A 20,584-nucleotide genomic window follows, 5' to 3' on the forward strand; every position below is an offset into this window, starting at 1 on the left:
TGGTATGCAGGCTACTATGTCGCAGCTTTCTGTATGTCACAACTGGATGAAAAAAGGCGGCTATTATACTGGAAATTCCGCCGGACGATAAGAGCGAACCACGGCCAGGTGGTCGTTTGCTGCACTCTTATTGCGCATTCTCACAAAAATTAACAAAATTATGCGACCAATAACAGGCCATCACGTCGTATGGTGTCTGGAAGTGATTAATTTAACGGGAGTAACGATGTTAACCCTTGATGCCAGAAAAACCGCGCTTGTAGTCATTGATTTACAGGAAGGCATTTTGCCCTTCGCCGGTGGCCCGCATACCGCGGACGATGTGGTCAGCCGCGCCGCCCGCCTGGCGGAAAAATGCCGCGCCAGCGGTGCCCCGGTTGTGATGGTGCGCGTCGGCTGGTCTGCGGATTACGCCGAAGCGTTAAAACAGCCCGTTGATGCGCAGGCACCCGCCCGTGCCCTGCCGGAAAACTGGTGGACGTACCCGGTCTCGCTTGGCAAACGCGACAGCGATATCGAAGTCACTAAACGCCAGTGGGGCGCATTTTACGGCACCGATCTTGAGCTGCAGCTCCGCCGTCGCGGCATTGACACCATTATCCTGTGCGGTATTTCCACCAACATCGGCGTGGAGTCGACTGCCCGCAACGCGTGGGAGCTCGGTTTTAATCTGGTGATCGCCGAAGATGCCTGCAGCGCGGCCTCCGCGGAACAGCACCAGGGCAGCATGACCCACATCTTCCCGCGCATCGGCCGCGTGCGCAGCACGGATGAGATTGTCAGCGCGCTATGATGTACGTCGGTTTACCCCAGTGGTCGCACCCGAAATGGGTGCGCCTTGGCATCACCAGCCTTGAAGAGTATGCCCGACACTTCAACTGCGTCGAGGGTAACACTACCCTCTATGCGCTCCCGAAAGCCGAGATTGTTGCGCGCTGGCGGGAACAAACGACCGACGACTTCCGCTTCTGCTTCAAGTTTCCGGCGACCATTTCTCACCAGGCCGCGCTGCGAAACTGCGGTGAGTTGACCGACGAATTCTTTGCCCGGATGGCGCCTCTGGCAAACCGCATTGGCCAGTACTGGCTGCAGCTTCCGGCCGTCTTTGGCCCGCGCGACCTGCCCGCACTGTGGACGTTTCTGGACGCCCTGCCCCGGGAGTTTACCTACGGCGTGGAAGTTCGACACCAGGACTTCTTTGCGAAGGGCGAAGCAGAAAAAGCGCTCAACCGCGGCCTTCTCGAGCGTTCCGTTAACCGGGTGATCCTCGATAGCCGTCCGGTGCACAGCGCGATACCGCACAGTGAGGCCATCATTGAGGCGCAGCGTAAAAAGCCAAAAGTGCCCGTTCATGCCGTGGTGACCGCGCAGAACCCCATGGTCAGGTTTATCGGCAGCGATAACATGCCGCAAAACCAGGCGCTGTTCGCCGTCTGGCTGGAAAAACTGGCCTCGTGGGAACACACCACCACGCCGTATCTCTTTTTGCACACGCCGGATATTGCCCAGGCCCCCGAACTGGTCGATGCTCTGTGGCAGCCCTTGCAGACTGCGGTGCCGTCCGTGGGCAGCGCCCCTTCCATCCCACAACAATCTTCTCTTTTCTGATATCACCCCCTATCATAGTGAAGTGCCATCTGCCAAAAACAGGGAGTTTGTATGGTCAGCGCGCTGTATGCGGTGTTAGGTGCATTACTGCTGATTAAATTTTCATTTGATGTTGTGCGCCTCAGAACGCTCTACCGCGTCTCCTACGGTGACGGCGGATTTTCCGAGCTGCAAAGCGCAATCCGCATTCACGGCAATGCGGTCGAATACATCCCCGCGGCCTTAATCCTGCTGCTGTTTATGGAGATGAATGGCGCAGAAACCTGGATGGTACACATCTGTGGCCTGCTGCTTATCGCTGGCCGCCTGATGCACTATTACGGTTTTCACCACCGCTTAATCCGCTGGCGTCGTTCCGGCATGAGTGCGACCTGGTGTTCACTTTTGCTGATGGTGCTGGCTAACCTGTGGTATATGCCGTGGGAGTTGGTTTTCTCCCTCCATTAGCGCACAATACGCCACTTTATTTTTCCCGGATTTTTACGTTATGTCAGATCGCGACACGCTTTTTTCCGCGCCTATCGCCAGCCTGGGCGACTGGACCTTCGATGAACGGGTAGCCGAAGTCTTCCCGGATATGATCCAGCGCTCTGTTCCCGGTTATTCCAATATTATCTCTATGATCGGCATGCTGGCTGAGCGCTTCGTTCAACCCGGCACGCAGGTCTATGACCTGGGCTGCTCGCTCGGCGCGGCAACGCTGTCGGTTCGTCGTAACGTTCACCACGAAGGCTGCCGAATCATAGCCGTCGATAACTCCCCGGCGATGGTTGAACGCTGCCGTCGCCATATTGACGCCTACAAAGCCCCTGTTCCGGTGGACGTGGTGGAAGGCGATATCCGCGAGATTGAGATCACTAACGCGTCGATGGTCGTGCTGAATTTCACGCTGCAGTTCCTGGTGCCGGAAGACCGCCAGCTGCTGCTTGACAAAATTTATCAGGGGTTGAATCCTGGCGGCGCGCTGGTGCTCTCAGAGAAATTCAGTTTTGAAGATGCCAAGGTTGGCGAGCTGCTGTTCAATATGCACCACGATTTCAAGCGTGCGAACGGCTACAGCGAGCTGGAGATCAGCCAGAAGCGTAGCATGCTCGAAAACGTGATGCTGACGGACTCCGTAGAAACCCACAAGGCGCGTCTGCGTCAGGCCGGATTTGAGCATAGCGAACTGTGGTTCCAGTGCTTCAACTTTGGTTCGCTGGTGGCGCTGAAAGCGGGGAAACCGGCATGATCGAGTTCAGTAACTTCTATCAGCTGATTGCCAAAAATCAGCTCTCACACTGGCTTGAGACGCTGCCTGCGCAGATTGCCGCCTGGCAGCGCGATCAGCAGCACGGCCTGTTAAAGCAGTGGGCGAATGCGGTGGAGTTTCTGCCCGAGCTGACCCCGCATCGTCTGGATCTCCTGCACAGCGTCACCGCAGAGAGTGAAGAACCGCTTCCGCCAGGACAGATCAACCGCATCGAAACGCTGATGCGCAACCTGATGCCGTGGCGCAAAGGGCCGTTCTCGCTGTACGGCGTGAACATCAATACCGAATGGCGCTCAGACTGGAAATGGGATCGCGTTCTGCCCCACCTTTCCGACCTGACCGGGCGCACCATTCTGGACGTGGGCTGCGGCAGCGGTTACCACATGTGGCGCATGATTGGCGCGGGTGCGCATCTGGCGGTGGGTATTGACCCGATGCAGCTGTTCCTGTGCCAGTTTGAAGCGGTACGTAAGCTGCTGGGTAACGACCAGCGCGCACACCTGCTGCCGCTGGGTATTGAGCAACTGCCCGCTCTGAAAGCGTTTGATACCGTGTTCTCCATGGGCGTGCTGTACCACCGTCGTTCCCCGCTGGAGCACCTGTGGCAACTGAAAGATCAGCTGGTCAGCGGCGGCGAGTTGGTGCTGGAAACGCTGGTCATCGAAGGCGATGAACATGCCGTTCTGGTGCCGGGCGATCGCTACGCGCAGATGCGCAACGTTTACTTCATCCCTTCCGCGCTGGCGCTGAAGAACTGGCTGGAGAAATGCGGGTTTGTGGACGTGCGGATTGCCGATGTCAGCGTGACCTCAATCGAAGAGCAGCGCCGCACCGACTGGATGATCACCGAATCGCTGGAGCAGTTCCTCGACCCGACCGATCACAGCAAAACCATTGAAGGCTATCCGGCCCCGATGCGTGCGGTGCTGATAGCGACGAAGCCGTAACCTGTTAGCCGGGTGGCGGCTGCGCCTTACCCGGCCTACGCGTCGCACGTTTTCTCCAAAATAGTTCAAGTTGCAGCAAGGCGGCAACGCAGCGAATCCCCGGGAGCTTACATCAGTAAGTGACCGGGGTGAGCGAGGCGGCCAACGCGGCTGCGGCTTGAAATATGAAGGAGAAAAAAAGGCCCCTGTGTAATTTGCAGGGGCCTGGTACAAGCAAGCATCATATTGGGCGACATGATGCGCGGTAAAAATCGGTACGTTGCTACACGTGATGGCGCTCAATCAGCGACTTCATTTCCGCAACCGACTCTCCCTCGACACCGTAGCGTGAATACTCATCCGCTTCAGCATCCGTCGACATAGACAATCCTGTATTGCGATAACGCATGGGTGATGGCATCCATTTGCCTGCCGAGCTGTGCAGCTCTTTTACCCCGGCGTTTAAAAACAGTTCCAGATTGCTGGCACGGACTCCCGCACCCGCCATTATTATTGGAGCGCGGGAATGTGCGTTTAGTTCCGTAATTAATTGCATTCCTTTTTCTGCAGACGCCTGTTGACCCGAGGTCAGAACGCGCGCCACGCCAAGTTCTCCAAGCGTTTCAAAGGCCTGAAGCGGATCTTTACACATATCAAATGCGCGATGAAACGTGACGGCCAGCCCCTTCGCGGCGCTCATGACCTGACGCATGCGCGGGATATCAATATTACCGTCTTCATCCAGCAGGCCGGTGACCAGCCCTGGGAACCCCAGGTCGCGAACGAGGGCGATGTCTTCAAGCATGGCACCGAACTCGCCCGCCGTGTAACAAAAATCACCGCCGCGCGGACGAATAATCGGGTGAACGGGAATGGTGACGGCCTGACGGGCGGCCCTCAGCACACCGTAAGAAGGCGTCAGCCCGCCCTCTTTGGGTGCCGCACACAGTTCAATGCGGTCAGCCCCGTGTTTTTGCGCGGTGACGGCGCACTCCACGCTGTAACAGCAAATCTCCAGCAGCGCCATTTAATCCTCCTTTACTCCCACCAAACGAGTCATCATGACATGCCGTCCGCTTTCAGTCCCGGCGGGAACTCACATCTCTTGCGCTTCACTGGCAACGATCTGCTCAATGGTCCAGGGATGAAACTTCACCGTCACCTTCCCGTCCGTGACGGCCAGCGTCGGATTCGGTAATCGCTCGCGCTCACCTTTGGGTGAACTGGTCTTCACAAAAATCCCTGGCTGGCTTAAGCCTTCGTCAGCTAACAGGGCCAGCGCACGGGCGTTTAATGTCTCCGGCTCACCCGGCAGGACAATTTCAATGTGCTCCCACCCTTCGTGCGGATAGCGCTTCTCGCCCGGCCACGGCAGTTCAACCACGGTGAATTGCCAGTGGGCCACGTTCACCGGCTCACGCAGCCTGAACAGGCAAATAGGCCGACCGTTAATGATGTTCTCGGACAGTAACTCGCCGCACTGTTCGAACCCATGACGCCAGCGCTCTGCGGTGGCATTCTGATGGCAGCGCAAAGAGATGTGATCGGCCTCAAGCGGCGCAATATCCAGACCCAGACGGGTGGCAAGTTCTGTGAACGCCTGGGTGAAGCGCGGTAAATCTGCGGAAATATCATGCAGTTCGTCAATGGATTGCCAGTTCGCCATAAGTCACTCTCTTTTCGTGTCGCAAAGCCGCTAATTTACTCTGTTGCCCTGTTTTGACCAACCGCAGAATCCGGCTTTTTATGACTGCATGTTTATGCATACCTTCTTAGCCTGGATTCTGAGCAATCTTCAGGCCCCGCGATGCTGACGGCAGAAGGCATTTGCAGTATACTCCCGCCCTAAATTCTCTAACTGGCGCGGGTGGTTGTGAGCCCGCATCAAAAAAGTAAGGTATCCAGGTGAATATTCAGGCTCTTCTCTCCGAAAAAGTCAGTCAGGCACTGATTGCCGCAGGCGCGCCTGCGGATTGCGAACCGCAGGTTCGTCAGTCAGCAAAAGTACAGTTTGGCGACTATCAGGCTAATGGCGTGATGGCAGTGGCTAAAAAACTGGGCATGCCGCCGCGACAGCTCGCTGAGCAGGTACTGACGCACCTGGATCTCGCCGGCATTGCCAGCAAAACCGAAATCGCCGGCCCGGGCTTTATCAACATCTTCCTTGAGCCTGCCTTCCTGGCAAGTCACGTTGACGCGGCGCTGAAATCTGACCGTCTGGGTGTTTCCCAGCCGGAAGCGCAGACCGTCGTGATCGACTACTCTGCCCCGAACGTGGCGAAAGAGATGCACGTTGGCCACCTGCGCTCCACCATCATCGGTGATGCCGCGGTGCGTACGCTCGAGTTCCTCGGTCACAAGGTGATCCGCGCGAACCACGTGGGCGACTGGGGTACTCAGTTCGGGATGCTGATTGCTTACCTGGAAAAACAGCAGCAGGAAAACGCGGGCGAAATGGCGCTGGCGGACCTGGAAGGGTTCTATCGTGAAGCCAAAAAACACTACGACGAAGACGAAGCCTTTGCCGAGCGCGCGCGCAGCTACGTGGTAAAACTGCAGGGCGGCGATCAATACTTCCTCGAGATGTGGCGCAAGCTGGTTGACATCACTATGTCTCAGAACCAGCTGACCTATAACCGTCTGAACGTCACCCTGACCCGTGACGACGTGATGGGTGAAAGCCTGTATAACCCAATGCTGCCCGGCATTGTGGCTGACCTGAAAGCGAAAAACCTGGCGGTTGAGAGCGAAGGCGCAACGGTTGTGTTCCTTGATGAGTACAAAAACAAGGAAGGCGAACCGATGGGCGTGATCATCCAGAAAAAGGATGGCGGCTATCTCTACACCACGACCGACATCGCCTGTGCGAAATACCGTTACGAAACGCTGCATGCCGACCGCGTGCTGTACTACATCGACTCCCGTCAGCACCAGCACCTGATGCAGGCGTGGACGATCGTGCGTAAAGCCGGTTACGTGCCGGACAGCGTTCCGCTGGAACACCACATGTTCGGCATGATGCTGGGTAAAGACGGCAAGCCGTTCAAAACCCGTGCGGGCGGGACCGTGAAGCTGTCCGACCTGCTGGACGAAGCGCTGGAACGCGCCCGTCGTCTGGTGGCCGAGAAGAATCCGGACATGCCGGCCGACGAGCTGGAAAAACTGGCCAACGCCGTGGGTATCGGTGCGGTGAAATACGCTGACCTGTCCAAAAACCGTACCACCGACTATATCTTCGACTGGGATAACATGCTGGCGTTTGAAGGCAACACGGCGCCATACATGCAGTACGCCTATACCCGCGTGCTGTCGGTCTTCCGTAAAGCCAATATCGACGAAAGCGTGCTGGCGAATGCCACCGTGACCATCACGGAAGATCGTGAAGCACAGCTGGCAGCGCGCCTGCTGCAGTTCGAAGAGACGCTGACCGTGGTCGCACGTGACGGCACGCCGCACGTGATGTGCGCATACCTGTACGATCTGGCGGGTCTGTTCTCCGGCTTCTACGAGCACTGCCCTATTCTCTCCGCGGAGAATGAATCTGTCCGCAACAGCCGCCTGAAGCTGGCGCAGCTGACGGCGAAGACCCTGAAGCTGGGTCTGGATACCCTGGGTATCGAAACCGTAGAACGTATGTAATGCAAAAAACCCGGCGCAAGCCGGGTTTTGTTTTGTAGCCCCGGTAAACGCAGCGCCACCGGGGATATCCACAGGTTCAGAAGTATTTACGCAAATACTCCGTCAGACACAGTATCGCCATCGCCTGCCCATACGGCATTGAGGTCAGCGGGATCTGACGATAAAACTCAAGATCGCTCCCCATGCCCGTGCCGAACGACGTTTGCAACAGCTCGCCTTCCGGCGAGATATTCCTGACGATACCGCGAATTGCTTTTTCTGCCACTTCGGCATACTCCGCGCCAACATAGCGCTTGCGCACGGCTTTCAGAATGCCGTAGGCAAACCCTGCCGTGGCGGACGCCTCAAGATAAGAATGTGGATCGTCAAGCAGCGTGTGCCACAAACCACTCCCGTCCTGACACTTCGCCAGCGCGGCAATCTGCGCGTTCAATACCTGCACCAGGTAGCGGCGCACGGCGTTGTTTTCCGGCAGATCCACCAGTTCGAGGAAGTCCGGGATCACGATGGTGAGCCAGCTGTTGCCGCGCGCCCAGCGGGCACGGGCAAAGTTATGATTACCGTCATAGCTCCAGCCGTGGAACCACAGTCCGGTCTCCCGGTCCATCAGATTCTGCACGTGCAGCAGGAACTGATACGCCGCCTCTTCAACGTACTCCGGTCTGTTGAGCAGCTTGCCGATTTTCGCCAGCGGCAGCACCGTCATCATTAGCGTGTCGTCCCACATCTGCTGATGGTTCTCTTCCGCCAGGGTGATGTGCTGCATCCCGCCGTGTTCAGTGCGCGGCATCTCCGCCATCGCCCATTCCGCCCAGCTTTCCAGCCACGGCAGCCAGGCCTGATTTTGGGTCTCTTCGTAACGATAAGCGAGCGTCAGGAACGGCGACATGGTATTCACGTTTTTGGTGGTTGCGCCTTCCGCAAAGCGGTCGGCAAACCAGCTGTCGATGATGTCGCGCATACCTTCGTCGCCGGTCTGGCAGTAATACTGCCAGATACCATACAGGCCGACGCCGTGCGTCCACTCCCATCCGGCCCAGCCTTTGGTGTCGATCACGCGCCCGTCGTCCAGCCGCAGCAAAAATTCACCCGTTTTGTCGCGGATATTGACCAGATTATGCGTCACCTTTTGAATCAGCGATTTCAGCTCGTCCCGGGCGATAAAGCGCTCTGGCTGACGTAATAACGGGCTATGTTTGACAGGCCAAACTTTCATCATCTTAACCTCTGTTGTATGTCGAATTCAGTACCGCGCGATCCTTAAGAGAAGGTGCCGCTGGCTTATTGCGATTCAGATAACCGATGTTGTTATTGCCCCACAGTGACTCATAAGGCATGCCAGCCAGCATCTCGACGGTGGCGCGGGCGTGTGGCGTCGCTGACTCAGGCATCGCATGACCACTCTCACGCATTTTCGCGGTCTCCTCGCGCAGCGTGCTGTGGGTTTGCAAATTGAGTTTGAAGCGCAGGGAAACAAGGAAGCCGCAGAACAGCACCAGGATGGTGCCCACGCTCAGGATCATCAAAATGGTGTGGCTCACTTCCGCAGGCTGCACTTTCTGACCACTGACAAAGCCGGACATCTGCATCACGATGCCCACCAGCATCACCGCACCGGCCTGCGACGCCTTGCGGGTAAGGGTCATGATGCCCGCGAAAATCCCTTCGCGGCGCTGGCCGGTGATCACTTCATCCACGTCAGCAATGTAGGTATAGGTATTCCATGGCACGTAATTGATACCGCCACGACCCAGCCCTGCTACCGCAGAGATCAGCAACAGCAGAGCGTAGACGTCGAGGCCAGCATAATAGAGTACGGCGTATGAGAGAGATGCCAGGCCAAACAGCACCACAACCATGCGGTAGGACGGTGCAGGCCCGAAGCGGATACACAGCGGGATCATGGCGATAACCGCAATGAACTGGAAGATAGCCATCGTGCCCAGCAGACTGGACGCCATTGACGCTTCCTGCATCAGCACGAACACCACGTAGTAGGTGAATACCGCGTTAAACACGTCCTGCGCGATATAGCCGCCGAGGTACATGCCCAGGTGCTGACGGAAAATTTTGATGCGCAGCGTGGAGCTTAACTCAACGATCAGCCGGTTGAGGCTCTGCCCCAGCGTCAGTTTCTTCTTCTCTTCTTCAGCACGCAGCGCCGCTTCAGACCACTCTTCGCGCGGGCGCTCCCAGGTGAAGCACCAGACAAAGGTCAGCATCAGCGCGCAGAGCACAGAAAAGACCAGGCTTGCGTAGAAGAAGGAAACCGCGTTGTCTTTGCCGAAGTGGGTCAACAGGATCCCCGGCAGGAAGGAGGCGAGAATGGCGGACATCTGCGCCATAGAGATGCGCGCACCGGAGAACTTCGTTTTCTGTTTAAAGTCGTCAGTCATTTCCGGCACCAGCGTTTCGTACGGCACCAGAATCATGGTGTAGACAATATCAAACACCAGATAGGTCAGCAGGTAATACCAGAAGCTCATGTCCCCAACCCACATCAGCGAGTAGCTGAACACGCACGGAATACCCAGCAGGATAAAGAACTTACGACGGCCAAAGCGCTTACCGAGCCAGGTCGTACCAAAGTTATCGGTTAAAAAGCCCATTAACGGGCTAACTACGGCATCCAGCACCCTTGCCGCGGCAAAGATGAACGTTGCTTCGATCGGTGTGAGCCCGCAGAAGGTGGTATAAAAATATAAAAGCCAGGCCGCCGTCAGGGCGGTGGTACCCGCCCCAAGGAAATCGCCTGATCCGTACGCAAGATAATTCGCGAGTCCAATTTTACGTGTTTTCATTGCCGTCAACCCTAATCAGTTTTGGGAGACTCCCTGCAAGCAAGCCTCGTCCGGGAGCTTTAATACGGCTACAGTAATTGCATCGGCTTGTTGATACCTTTCTGTTTCTGCCATTGCAAAGAGGGGGAATGGCAAAAATACAAAGAGTATGGTTACGCGCGTCACTGATTTATAAAACAGCGTTTCTTTTTGATCAAAAGGCGAGGTCAGTTTTGAGAGCCAGCCATCAAAATTGCCTGATGGCTGGTGAAAAGGCAGGGTGTTAGCGGTAGTTCACGATGACAGAATTGCTCTGTACCTTCAGCGCCGGGATCAAACGTCCTCCGCCCGGCACTTCCCAGATGAAACGCAAAGGCTCAATAGCTGGCACGCCGTTGAACGCCTGCGTTGTTCCATTTTCGCCGTCGATTTCGGTACAGCGCGTCTGAGAGCAGAGGCGCACCCGCAAGCCCGCTGGCGTAGGGCCAATCAGCCGGTAGTTCCAGACCACAAGGCCCATCTGACCGGAAACCTCTTCCGAAGCCGACAGCGGGTTAGACGACATAGCAACACCGCGGTTGCTGAGGGTCACCCCCATGCTGCTCGCCTGCCAGGTACCTCCCCCGGCAGCCTGCGCTGCCAGTGGGAAGAGCACTATCCAAAGCCACTTACGCATTATTTTCCTCCAATCGTCGCGGTCATGCGGATATGACGGTTATCCGACAGCTCCAGATTCGACAGCACGACCAGCTGGTTCAGGCTGCGACGCAGGAAGCGCGACAGCAGCGGACGCAGCGCGTGGTTCACCAGCAGCACCGGCGGCGCCCCCAGCATCTCCTGACGCGCCAGCGCCTCCTGGGTTTGCGCCAGCAGACGGTCCGCCAGGCCCGGCTCCAGGCCGCCCCCGCCTTGCAGAGCCTGCAGCAGCAGACGCTCAAGCGGCGTATCGAGGCCGATGACCTGCACTTCTCCGGTTCCCGGGAACCACTGCTGGGTGATTGCCCGTCCCAGCGCCACGCGCACCACCGCCGTCAGCTCGTGCGGATCGCTTTGTATCGGCGCGTGCTCGGCAAGGGTTTCCAGAATGGTGCGCATATCGCGGATCGGCACCTTCTCGTCGAGCAGGTTTTGCAGCACCTTATGCAGCGTGGTTAAGGTCAGCACGCCGGGGACCAGATCTTCCGTCAGCTTCGGCATCTCCTGCGTGACGCGGTCAAGCAGCTGCTGCGCTTCCTGACGGCCAAACAGCTCCGCCGAGAATTGCCCAATCAGGTGATTAAGATGGGTCGCCACCACGGTACTGGCTTCCACAACCGTATAACCCTGGATCTGCGCCTGCTCTTTCAGCGCGCTTTCAATCCAGATCGCGGCCAGACCAAAGGCCGGGTCGATAGTTTGCTCGCCCGGCAGCGTGCCTGCGGCGGTGCCGGGGTTAATCGCCAGCCAGCGGCCCGGATAGGCATCACCGCTGCCGATTTCAACGCCTTTCATCAGGATGCGGTAGCGCGCGGGTGGCAGGTCCATATTGTCGCGGATGTGAACGACCGGCGGCAGGAAGCCCATGTCCTGGGCGAATTTTTTACGGATACTGCGGATACGACCGAGCAGCTCGCCGTCCTGCTGGAAATCGACCATCGGGATCAGGCGATACCCGACTTCCATTCCCAGGGAATCTTCGAGCTGAACGTCGTTCCAGGTCGCTTCAACGGCCTGGTTATTCTCCGGCATTTTGACCGGCACAGGTTCCGCTGCCGGTTTGGTTTCACGGCCACGCATCCACCAGGCAAGGCCCAGCAGCGCCGCCGTAAACAGCAGGAAAACGAGGTTTGGCATACCCGGCACCAGACCGAGCAACCCGAGAACCGCCGCGGCCAGCAGCATCACGCGCGGGTTACTGAACAGCTGGCCCACCATCTGCTCGCCAACGTCCTGATCGGTGCTCACGCGGGTCACGATGACACCCGCCGCAGTGGAAATCACCAGCGCCGGGATCTGCGCGACCAGACCGTCACCGATGGTCAGCAGCGTATAGCTTTCCGCCGCGTGGCCCATGTCCATCCCATGCTGCAACACGCCCACCAGCAGGCCGCCGACCACGTTAATCACCATGATCAGAATGCCCGCGATGGCGTCACCGCGGACAAACTTACTCGCACCGTCCATGGAGCCGTAGAAGTCCGCCTCCTGCGTCACTTCCGCACGGCGCTTTTTGGCTTCATCTTCGGCGATAAGACCGGCGTTCAGGTCGGCGTCGATCGCCATCTGCTTGCCGGGCATCCCGTCGAGCACAAAGCGCGCGCCCACTTCCGCAATACGCCCTGCACCTTTGGTGATGACCATAAAGTTGATGATCACGAGGATGACGAACACCACGATACCGATAGCGAAATTACCGCCCACCAGGAAGTGGCCGAACGCTTCCACCACTTTACCTGCCGCTGCCGCCCCGGTGTGACCTTCCATCAGGATGATACGCGTGGACGCCACGTTCAGCGCCAGTCGCAGCAGAGTGGTAAACAGCAGGATGGTCGGGAACGCGGCGAACTCCAGGGTACGCTGGGTGAACATCGCCACCAGCAGCACCATAATGGACAGCGCGATATTGAAAGTGAAAAGCAGGTCGAGGATGAACGCCGGGAGCGGCAGTACCATCATCGACAGAATTAGCAGGATCAGAATCGGCCCGGCCAGGATCTGCCATTGGGTCGATTTCAGGTTGCCGGGCAGGCGCAACATTGCCACCAGATTAGCCATCAGTGTCCTTCTCGTTCATAAAATCCAGCGCGGCAGGCACCGGAAGGTTCTCAGGTTTCACAGGCCGTTGACCGCCGGCCAGACGCCAGCGCTTCAACTGCCATACCCAGGCCAGCACTTCCGCCACGGCGGCGTAGAGTTGTCCCGGGATCTGTTGTCCAATATCCGCATGGCGGTACAGGGCACGCGCCAGCGGAGGGGCTTCGAGGATCGGCACGCGGTGTTCGGTGCCAATTTCACGGATACGCAGCGCGATCAGCCCCGCCCCTTTCGCCACCACTTTCGGCGCGCTCATTTTGTTTTCGTCATAGCGCAGCGCAACGGAGTAGTGTGTCGGGTTGGTGACGATGACGTCGGCCTTGGGCACATCGTCCATCATGCGGCGACGGGCGGCGGCACGTTGCATCTGGCGGATACGCCCCTTCACGTGCGGGTCACCTTCCATCTGCTTATATTCGTCACGGATATCCTGACGTGACATCCGCAGTTTCTTGAAGTGGGTATAGAGCTGGAAGATCACGTCAAAACCCACCATCGGGATAATGCTGAGCACCACCAGCAGCGCGCAGAGTCCCACCAGATTCAGGGCATTGCTCATCGCGGTGAGAGGCGATTCGCTGATGAGACGCATCATTTCCGGCCAGTGGTACCAGAGGTAAAACCCCGCGGAGCTGCCCATCAACACCGATTTGAGAATAGCTTTGAGCAGCTCGGCCCCGGTCTGCGCAGAGAACATTTTCGCAATGCCCGGCAGCGGGTTCAGTTTGGAAAATTTCGGCTGCAGCGATTTGGCGCTGAAGACCAGACCGCCGAGCATCACCGGCGAGACCAGCGCGACCAGCACAACCCCGGTGATCAGGGGCAGTAGCGCAACCATGGCCCCTTTAATCAGCTGGATAATCTGGCTGAGGATCAGATTCGGATCGTTGACCATACTGTGGTCAAAACGTAAGCCGGTTGACAGCATGCCCGCCAGCTTGCGGGCGAGCGACTCCCCGCCCCACCAGATAATGCACACGCCTACGATAAGGATCAGCAGGGAGGTCAATTCTCGGGATCGGGGGATTTGCCCTTCCTCACGCGCCTTTTCTAGTCGGTGGGGTGTGGGGGCTTCCGTTTTGTCGTCGTTCTCTTCTGCCACTGTGCACGCTCAGCCCATTACGTCACGGGTATCATGCCAGCGCAGCGGAAATCCAATGGCGGGAAAAGCCCGTTTATTCGGGCTCTTTTCGGTGATTTTGTCGCAAACCGCCTCAGGGGGCATCCCTCCCCTGAGGCGGAATGGACCATCAGAAGCCGAGGCTGTCCAGCAGGTCGTCCACCTGATCCTGGCTTGCCACCACGCCCGCCTTGCTGGCGTCGAGCTGTGGACCATTGAGCAGGCTTTCGTTCTCGCGTTTTGGACGGGCTGCCGGTTCCGGGATGTTCTCCAGCAGCACCATCAGCAGCTGGCGCTCAATCTCCTGGATCACATCCATCATGCGTTTGATAACCTGACCGGTCAGGTCCTGGAAATCCTGCGCCATCATGATGTCCAGCAGCTGGGCATTGGTGAAGCTGGTGTGACCCGGCACATCCCCCAGGAACTGACGGGTATCGGTCACCAGCTCGCGGGCATCCGCCAGCTCGATAGGGTTCTCAAACCACTCGTCCCAGCGTTTGGTCAGCGCTTTCGCCCCCTTTTCCATCGCATCCTGGTGCGGCTGTGACGCTTCAACGCTGTTCAGCGCACGTTCAGCGGCCTGAGCGGTCATCTGCACGACGTAGTCCAGACGATCGCGGGCATCAGGAATCGCTTCCGCCGCTTCCGCAATCGCCTGATCCAGACCCAGCTCACGCAGGCTGTCACGCAGCATGCGCGTCAGGCTGCCGATGCGGACGATGATGTCGCTCGGCGAGTGTTCTTCAACGGGTTTCATAGCAGGTTGCATCATAACCAACACCTCACATGCCGAGTTTCTCGAAGATCTTACCGAGCTTCTCTTCCAGGGTCGCCGCGGTGAATGGCTTCACCACATAGCCGCTTGCGCCCGCCTGTGCAGCGGCAATGATGTTCTCTTTCTTCGCTTCTGCCGTGACCATCAGAACCGGCATGGACGCCATTCCCGCATCAGCACGAATGGTTTTCAACAGTTCCAGACCGTCCATGTTTGGCATGTTCCAGTCGGAGATCACAAAACCAAACCCGCCAGCCTGCAGTTTGTTCAGCGCATCAACGCCGTCTTCTGCTTCTTCAACGTTGTTGAAGCCCAGCTCTTTCAGCAGGTTGCGCACAATGCGACGCATGGTGGAAAAGTCATCCACAACCAAAAACTTAAGCTCTTTATCCGCCATAAAATAATACTCCTGAGTCAAATACGTATTGCCTGTCCGGCACTGATTTTCGCCAGCATCTGCTGGCTTACCTGGCTAAGATCGACCACTTCGCTCACGCCACCCATATTGATGGCCTCGCGCGGCATGCCGAACACCACACAACTTGCTTCATTCTGCGCAATCGTCCAGGCGCCAGCCTGGTGCATTGCAAGCATTCCGGCGGCACCGTCGTTGCCCATCCCCGTCAGGATCACCCCCACGGCGTTGCGCCCCGCATGTTTCGCCACCGAATGAAACAGCACATCCACCGACGGACGGTGCCGGTTGACCGGCGGTCCGTCATGAATTTTGATTTGATAGTTAGCGCCGCTGCGCGCCAGCTCCATATGCTTATCGCCCGGCGCGATATAGGCATGCCCCGGGAGCACGCGCTCGCCGTCTTCCGCCTCTTTCACGCTGATCTGGCACAGCTTGTTCAGGCGTTCTGCGAATGAACGGGTAAAGCCTGGCGGCATATGCTGAGTGATCAGAATACCCGGACTTGAGAGCGGCAATGGCTGGAGTACATGACGAATTGCCTCTGTTCCTCCGGTTGACGCCCCAATGACCAGCAGTTTTTCCGAGCTGAGTAAGGGACCGGCCTTCAGGGTCGCCGGCGCGGCCATCGGCGTGTGGGCGGCAAGCTTCGCCCGCGACGCGGTGCGGATCTTCTCGGCGATCATCTCGCTGTACGCCAGCATCCCTTCACGGATGCCGAGCTGCGGCTTGGTGACAAAATCGACCGCCCCCAGCTCCAGCGCGCGCAGGGTGATTTCCGATCCTTTCCCGGTCAGGGAGGAGACCATCACCACCGGCATGGGCCGCAGCCGCATTAATTTTTCGAGGAAATCTATGCCATCCATGCGCGGCATCTCGACATCCAGCGTTAGCACGTCGGGGTTATATTTTTTAATTAAATCCCGCGCTACCAGCGGATCAGGCGCGGTTGCCACCATCTCCATGTCGCTGTGGCTATTGATAATTTCAGTCATGATCTGACGCATCAGCGCTGAATCATCGACAGACAATACCCTGATTTTACTCATGCTTTTTCCTTACTCAGCGCATATACCGTTTGCCCACGCAGGCTAAACTCACGCACGAGGTTGCTGAAGTTTTCCGAGTGCCCGGCAAACAGTAAACCGTCAGGCTTGAGCAACGGAACAAACCGACGCAAAATGTCCTGTTGCGTCGTTTTATCAAAATAGATCATGACGTTACGGCAAAAAATGGCGTCGAAAGGCCCCGGCACGTTGTACTGCTTATCCAGCAGGTTAACGGGCGCGAATTCGACGCAGTTCGCCAGCTCCTGGCGTACGCGTACCAGGCCTTCATGCGGGCCCGTCCCGCGCATGAAATAACGCTGCAGCTGCTGCGGCGACAGCGTTTTCAGTTCATCCTGGCGATAAACGCCGTTACGCGCCTTCTCCAGCACTTCGGTATCGATATCGCTGGCGTAGACCTTCCAGCGCCCGGGCGCCATCCCCAGCGTATCGGCAAGGGTGATCGCCAGCGAGTACGGCTCTTCACCCGTCGAGGCGGCCGCACTCCAGACGCGATACTCCCCGGTGCGACGGCGCGCATGCTCGGCCAGAACCGGGAAGTGGTGAGCCTCACGGAAAAACGCCGTCAGGTTGGTGGTTAACGAGTTAATAAAAGCCTGCCACTCTGCGCTGTTCTGGTTCGCCTCAAGCATGCTCAGATAGCGGCCAAAATCATCCAGCCCCAGCGTACGCAAGCGCCGCACCAGACGGTTGTAGACCATGTCCCGCTTATGATCCGCAAGCACGATCCCCGCACGCTGGTAGATTAACTGACATATCCGACGAAAATGCGCGTCGGACAGCGCGAGGCGCTGTGTCATCTGCAACAATAATGACGTTTGCCCAGGGGGCATTGGTGATGTCATAGCGCCTTCTTAATTACATTCAGGATACAACTGGCACGGCCTGCGACCGCCCGACTTCTGTTACTGCTTCAACGTGCTCTTTCACATTAAATACCGCGACCAGCCCGGTCAGACGATCCGCCTGGCTGGCCAGCTGATCGGTTGCCGCTGCCGCTTCCTCAACTAACGAGGCGTTCTGTTGCGTCACCTGATCCATCTGGCTCACCGCCTGGGCAACCTGCTCAATGCCGCGACGCTGTTCATCCGACGCTGAGGCAATCTCGCCCATGATGTCGTTCACCCGCGTCACGGAGGTGACGATTTCGTGCATGGTTTTCGCCGCGGTATCCACAAGCGTTGAGCCCTGCTGAACGCGTGAGACCGACTCTTCGATCAGCACCTTAATTTCTTTCGCCGCGTTGGCGCTGCGGCTCGCCAGGTTACGCACTTCACCCGCCACCACCGCAAACCCGCGCCCCTGCTCCCCGGCACGCGCGGCTTCCACAGCGGCATTCAGCGCCAGAATGTTGGTCTGGAACGCGATACCGTCAATCACGCTGATGATGTCACCAATTTTCTGTGAACTGGTGGCGATCTCCTGCATGGTACTGGCGACGTGGGACGCCTGGTCGCCGCCCTTCTTCGCCGTCATCGCCGCCTGTTTTGACAGGTCAGACGCCTGACGCGCGTTATCGGCGTTCTGGCTTACCGTCGCGGTCAGCTGCTCCATACTGGCTGCCGTCTGCGCCAGCGAGGCCGCCTGCTGCTCGGTGCGGGACGAGAGATCGTTGTTACCCGCCGCAATCTCTGAGATCCCGGTGTGCATGGCATAACTGCCCTGACGCACGTCGGATACCGTTTCCCGCAGCGATCCCTGCATCGCCTTCAGGCTGGCAAAAATTGCCGAAATTTCGTTCTTGCCGAACACCGCAACCGGACGCGCCAGGTCGCCTTTCGCAATACTGTCGAAGTGGCTGCTGATAATGGCCAGCGGCTGCACAATCATCCTGCGCGACCAGAGCAGCGCGGCACCGGTCAGCAACCCTGCCAGAATCACCACCACGGCAAAGATGACGCCCGACATGTGATAGCTTTGACGGCTCTGGTCACCGGCACGCTGTACAAACTGGTTAATATCCTGCTGCCACGCGTTAAAGCTGCCGTCAAACGCGGCCTGCGAGGCCTGAACCGGCGCGGTCATAAAGTCCGACAGCTGGTTGTTCTCAAGCCACGTCGCCTGATGGTCCAGATCGCTGTACCACTGTTCAAAATGGGTCTTCATGGCGGCCTTCAGCGCTTTCTCTTTCTCGCTACCGGTGGCCTGTGCCGTAAAGGCCTTAAACTGTGCGTCAGCCTGTTTCAGGCTGTCGCGCGCGGTGGCCATCAGCGCCTTAATGTCATCCGGCGGATAACTTAGCGCGGTTAAGGTTCCCGCCTTGTTCAGCGCAGTGCTTGCCTGCAACAGCACGGCACGGGTTTGTGCCAGTGCGGAGCGCTGCTGATTACTCGCCTCAACGTCCTGCAAATTCTGATAGCCATCGCGAAACGCCCAAAAAGACAACCCGTTACTGCCAACCTGCAACACACCGCAAAGGATCAGAATCAAAAACAGTGTGGTCGAGATACGAATACGATTTAACATCCACGCTCCCATCATGCGGCAAGCAGCCGCGGTTTAATTGTCAGTCAAAATGTTTCCCAGTTTTCATCTTGTCCGGTCGTCGCGGTACGCGTACGGTTTGCAGCCGGTTCAGCGGCTGGCGCGCGGTACGTCGCCTGCGGGGTGACCGTGTTTCCAGCGAGTGAAGCGAGACGAAACGCCGAGACGGCCATCTTCAGACGGCTTGCCTGGTCTTCCAGCGCAGCGGCCGCCGCAGCGGATTCCTGCACCAGCGCGGCGTTTTGCTGTGTCACGCGATCCATTTCCGATACCGCCAGGGCAACCTGGTCGATACCACGACTCTGCTCATCAGACGCAGAGGCGATTTCACCCATGATGTCCGTCACGCGGGTGACAGCATTCACGATGTCATTCATCGTCTCCCCGGCGCTTTCCACCAGCACGGAGCCGGTATCCACGCGGGAGACGGAATCTTCAATCAGCGACTTGATCTCTTTTGCCGCGTTGGCGCTGCGGCTGGCCAGGTTGCGCACTTCCCCGGCCACCACGGCAAACCCGCGTCCCTGCTCGCCCGCACGCGCCGCTTCCACGGCGGCGTTCAGCGCCAGAATGTTAGTCTGGAAGGCAATGCCGTCGATGACGCTGATAATGTCGGCGATTTTCTTCGAGCTCTCGGCGATGTCGTGCATGGTTTTCACCACACCATCCACCACGCGGCCGCCACGCTGTGCCGTCTCGGAGGCGCTTTCCGCCAGCTGAGACGCCTGGCGGGCGTTATCGGCGTTCTGCTTCACGGTCGCGGTGAGCTGCTCCATGCTGGCCGCCGTCTCTTCCAGGGCGGACGCCTGCTGTTCAGTGCGCGAAGAGAGGTCGTTATTGCCCATCGCAATTTCGCTGGTGCCGGTATAGATGGCATCCGTGCCGCTACGCACGTTGGCGACGGTATCGATAAGCGAACGCTGCATATGGTCAACGCTGTTTGCCAGCTCGGTGATCTCATTGCGCCCGGACACGGTCAGCGTTTTTGTCAGGTCACCGCCTGCAATGTCACGAATGTGGGCAATGACGCGACCGAGAGGGTTCAGCAGGATATGGCGAATGCCGTACCAGACCGCAATCAGCACAATGACCAGCGCCAGCGCCAACACCGCCATCTGCCATTTCGCAAAGCGGTAGTCATTCTGGCTTTCAGCAAACGCGGAGTGATACAGATCGCCACTGACCTTCGCGTACTCCCCCAGCGCCGCGCCGAGGGCGTTTTGCATCCCCTGCGTCGGCTGCGCGAAATAGGCGTCCATGTTGCCGCTCTCAAGGAACTGAATCAGCTCTGCCAGACCGGCATGGTAGGCGTTGTATTTTTCATCAATGTTCTGGCTCACCTGCTCCATCGCAGGCTGCGGGGTAATCTTTTTGAAGGCGTCGTAATGTTTTGCGGCGTCAGCGAGGGTGGCACGGGCATTTTTCAACAGATCGGTTTTCGCGCTGCTCTGCTGATTGTTGGGATCCATCATCATGCGCGCGGACGAGCGGCTCAGGTTGATACGCGTTTGCAGCATCAGATCCCACGTTGAGGTGAGCTCACTCTGCTGCAGGCGGAGATCGTTCGAGGCCGCAAAGCTGTCCTGGTTCTGTTTTAATGACGAGAAAAAAAGCCCGCCGGAGATAAGCTGAAGTAGTGCGAAAATGACCAGCACCATCATGAGCATTGTGACAACGCGGATACGGTTCAACATACAACACCTTCTCATAGATTTATTAACG

Annotated in this window: 19 protein-coding genes; 6 read left to right on the plus strand and 13 right to left on the minus strand. The window is 57.8% G+C overall.

Translation table 11 applies throughout. The features are described 5' to 3' along the window. Window positions 1-226 precede the first annotated feature (226 nt). From ACMGGU_RS12145 to cmoB, 5 genes are read left to right on the plus strand one after another with little or no spacing between them, the layout of a single operon-like run. Window positions 227-793 carry a hydrolase gene (locus tag ACMGGU_RS12145; protein WP_045908206.1) on the plus strand — a complete coding sequence of 189 codons (567 nt, stop codon included), beginning with the start codon at window positions 227-229 and terminating at the stop codon, window positions 791-793. After that, window positions 790-1,608 (plus strand): DUF72 domain-containing protein, encoded by an 819-nt coding sequence (locus ACMGGU_RS12150; protein WP_420300584.1) that lies wholly within the window; start codon window positions 790-792, stop codon window positions 1,606-1,608. The genes ACMGGU_RS12145 and ACMGGU_RS12150 overlap by 4 nt, the downstream gene beginning before the upstream one ends. Window positions 1,609-1,659: 51 nt before the next feature. Then, window positions 1,660-2,055 carry an MAPEG family protein gene (locus tag ACMGGU_RS12155; RefSeq protein ID WP_021240443.1) on the plus strand — a complete coding sequence of 132 codons (396 nt, stop codon included), beginning with the start codon at window positions 1,660-1,662 and terminating at the stop codon, window positions 2,053-2,055. A gap of 40 nt (window positions 2,056-2,095) precedes the next feature. Continuing rightward, window positions 2,096-2,839 carry a carboxy-S-adenosyl-L-methionine synthase CmoA gene (gene cmoA / locus ACMGGU_RS12160; RefSeq protein WP_420300585.1) on the plus strand — a complete coding sequence of 248 codons (744 nt, stop codon included), beginning with the start codon at window positions 2,096-2,098 and terminating at the stop codon, window positions 2,837-2,839. After that, a complete protein-coding gene (cmoB, locus tag ACMGGU_RS12165) occupies window positions 2,836-3,807 on the plus strand; it encodes a tRNA 5-methoxyuridine(34)/uridine 5-oxyacetic acid(34) synthase CmoB (protein WP_045908203.1) in 972 nt (323 codons plus the stop codon). Before cmoA ends, cmoB begins: the two co-directional genes overlap by 4 nt. 262 nt (window positions 3,808-4,069) lie before the next feature. Here cmoB and cutC read toward each other — a convergent pair whose 3' ends face one another. Next, window positions 4,070-4,813 (minus strand): copper homeostasis protein CutC, encoded by a 744-nt coding sequence (gene cutC / locus ACMGGU_RS12170; RefSeq protein ID WP_063621990.1) that lies wholly within the window; start codon window positions 4,811-4,813, stop codon window positions 4,070-4,072. A 69-nt stretch (window positions 4,814-4,882) separates the two neighbouring features. Continuing rightward, entirely contained in the window at window positions 4,883-5,452 is a 570-nt protein-coding gene (locus ACMGGU_RS12175; RefSeq protein ID WP_045908201.1) for a VOC family protein, read from the minus strand. Between the two features lie 239 nt (window positions 5,453-5,691). Between ACMGGU_RS12175 and argS the strand changes: the two genes are divergently transcribed. Then, a complete protein-coding gene (gene argS, locus ACMGGU_RS12180) occupies window positions 5,692-7,425 on the plus strand; it encodes an arginine--tRNA ligase (RefSeq protein WP_008500436.1) in 1,734 nt (577 codons plus the stop codon). Window positions 7,426-7,501: 76 nt separating this feature from the next. Here the strand turns inward: argS and ACMGGU_RS12185 are convergent, their stop codons facing one another. From ACMGGU_RS12185 to tar, 11 genes are all read right to left on the minus strand, one after another. Then, on the minus strand, window positions 7,502-8,641 hold the full coding sequence (locus tag ACMGGU_RS12185; RefSeq protein WP_420300974.1) for a glycoside hydrolase family 88/105 protein: 1,140 nt from the start codon (window positions 8,639-8,641) through the stop codon (window positions 7,502-7,504). Between the two features lie 4 nt (window positions 8,642-8,645). Further along, window positions 8,646-10,226: an MFS transporter gene (locus tag ACMGGU_RS12190; RefSeq protein WP_420300586.1), complete on the minus strand. Its 1,581-nt coding sequence runs from the start codon at window positions 10,224-10,226 to the stop codon at window positions 8,646-8,648. A 262-nt stretch (window positions 10,227-10,488) separates the two neighbouring features. Continuing rightward, window positions 10,489-10,881 carry a flagellar protein FlhE gene (flhE, locus tag ACMGGU_RS12195; protein WP_045908198.1) on the minus strand — a complete coding sequence of 131 codons (393 nt, stop codon included), beginning with the start codon at window positions 10,879-10,881 and terminating at the stop codon, window positions 10,489-10,491. Beyond that, window positions 10,881-12,959: a flagellar biosynthesis protein FlhA gene (flhA, locus tag ACMGGU_RS12200; protein WP_045908197.1), complete on the minus strand. Its 2,079-nt coding sequence runs from the start codon at window positions 12,957-12,959 to the stop codon at window positions 10,881-10,883. The genes flhE and flhA overlap by 1 nt, the downstream gene beginning before the upstream one ends. Beyond that, complete coding sequence (gene flhB, locus ACMGGU_RS12205) at window positions 12,952-14,100, minus strand: flagellar biosynthesis protein FlhB (RefSeq protein WP_021240449.1); 1,149 nt, start codon at window positions 14,098-14,100, stop codon at window positions 12,952-12,954. Before flhB ends, flhA begins: the two co-directional genes overlap by 8 nt. 148 nt (window positions 14,101-14,248) lie before the next feature. Beyond that, window positions 14,249-14,893, minus strand: coding sequence for a protein phosphatase CheZ (cheZ, locus tag ACMGGU_RS12210; protein ID WP_008500432.1), 645 nt, complete (start codon window positions 14,891-14,893; stop codon window positions 14,249-14,251). Between the two features lie 10 nt (window positions 14,894-14,903). Beyond that, window positions 14,904-15,293 (minus strand): chemotaxis response regulator CheY, encoded by a 390-nt coding sequence (cheY, locus tag ACMGGU_RS12215; protein ID WP_008500431.1) that lies wholly within the window; start codon window positions 15,291-15,293, stop codon window positions 14,904-14,906. A 17-nt stretch (window positions 15,294-15,310) separates the two neighbouring features. Continuing rightward, window positions 15,311-16,360, minus strand: coding sequence for a protein-glutamate methylesterase/protein-glutamine glutaminase (locus ACMGGU_RS12220; RefSeq protein WP_008500430.1), 1,050 nt, complete (start codon window positions 16,358-16,360; stop codon window positions 15,311-15,313). Then, window positions 16,357-17,223 carry a protein-glutamate O-methyltransferase CheR gene (gene cheR, locus ACMGGU_RS12225; protein ID WP_008500429.1) on the minus strand — a complete coding sequence of 289 codons (867 nt, stop codon included), beginning with the start codon at window positions 17,221-17,223 and terminating at the stop codon, window positions 16,357-16,359. The genes ACMGGU_RS12220 and cheR overlap by 4 nt, the downstream gene beginning before the upstream one ends. Window positions 17,224-17,242: 19 nt before the next feature. Further along, on the minus strand, window positions 17,243-18,844 hold the full coding sequence (gene tap / locus ACMGGU_RS12230) for a methyl-accepting chemotaxis protein IV (protein WP_420300587.1): 1,602 nt from the start codon (window positions 18,842-18,844) through the stop codon (window positions 17,243-17,245). Window positions 18,845-18,888: 44 nt separating this feature from the next. Beyond that, a complete protein-coding gene (gene tar / locus ACMGGU_RS12235; RefSeq protein WP_063621994.1) occupies window positions 18,889-20,556 on the minus strand; it encodes a methyl-accepting chemotaxis protein II in 1,668 nt (555 codons plus the stop codon). Between the last annotated feature and the right edge of the window lie 28 nt (window positions 20,557-20,584).

Source organism: Enterobacter sp. BNK-8 (assembly GCF_048685095.1).
Taxonomy (GTDB): Bacteria; Pseudomonadota; Gammaproteobacteria; order Enterobacterales; family Enterobacteriaceae; genus Enterobacter; species Enterobacter quasiroggenkampii.

Coding starts and splice junctions, on each gene's coding strand:
- cheY (WP_008500431.1), bottom strand. CDS start 15,293: ATGGCGGATAAAGAGCTTAAGTTTTTGGTTGTGGATGACTTTTCCACC.
- tar (WP_063621994.1), bottom strand. CDS start 20,556: ATGTTGAACCGTATCCGCGTTGTCACAATGCTCATGATGGTGCTGGTC.
- ACMGGU_RS12145 (WP_045908206.1), top strand. CDS start 227: ATGTTAACCCTTGATGCCAGAAAAACCGCGCTTGTAGTCATTGATTTA.
- cheR (WP_008500429.1), bottom strand. CDS start 17,223: ATGACATCACCAATGCCCCCTGGGCAAACGTCATTATTGTTGCAGATG.
- ACMGGU_RS12220 (WP_008500430.1), bottom strand. CDS start 16,360: ATGAGTAAAATCAGGGTATTGTCTGTCGATGATTCAGCGCTGATGCGT.
- ACMGGU_RS12150 (WP_420300584.1), top strand. CDS start 790: ATGATGTACGTCGGTTTACCCCAGTGGTCGCACCCGAAATGGGTGCGC.
- cutC (WP_063621990.1), bottom strand. CDS start 4,813: ATGGCGCTGCTGGAGATTTGCTGTTACAGCGTGGAGTGCGCCGTCACC.
- ACMGGU_RS12190 (WP_420300586.1), bottom strand. CDS start 10,226: ATGAAAACACGTAAAATTGGACTCGCGAATTATCTTGCGTACGGATCA.
- ACMGGU_RS12175 (WP_045908201.1), bottom strand. CDS start 5,452: ATGGCGAACTGGCAATCCATTGACGAACTGCATGATATTTCCGCAGAT.
- ACMGGU_RS12155 (WP_021240443.1), top strand. CDS start 1,660: ATGGTCAGCGCGCTGTATGCGGTGTTAGGTGCATTACTGCTGATTAAA.
- flhA (WP_045908197.1), bottom strand. CDS start 12,959: ATGGCTAATCTGGTGGCAATGTTGCGCCTGCCCGGCAACCTGAAATCG.
- ACMGGU_RS12185 (WP_420300974.1), bottom strand. CDS start 8,641: ATGAAAGTTTGGCCTGTCAAACATAGCCCGTTATTACGTCAGCCAGAG.
- tap (WP_420300587.1), bottom strand. CDS start 18,844: ATGTTAAATCGTATTCGTATCTCGACCACACTGTTTTTGATTCTGATC.
- cmoA (WP_420300585.1), top strand. CDS start 2,096: ATGTCAGATCGCGACACGCTTTTTTCCGCGCCTATCGCCAGCCTGGGC.
- cheZ (WP_008500432.1), bottom strand. CDS start 14,893: ATGATGCAACCTGCTATGAAACCCGTTGAAGAACACTCGCCGAGCGAC.
- cmoB (WP_045908203.1), top strand. CDS start 2,836: ATGATCGAGTTCAGTAACTTCTATCAGCTGATTGCCAAAAATCAGCTC.
- flhE (WP_045908198.1), bottom strand. CDS start 10,881: ATGCGTAAGTGGCTTTGGATAGTGCTCTTCCCACTGGCAGCGCAGGCT.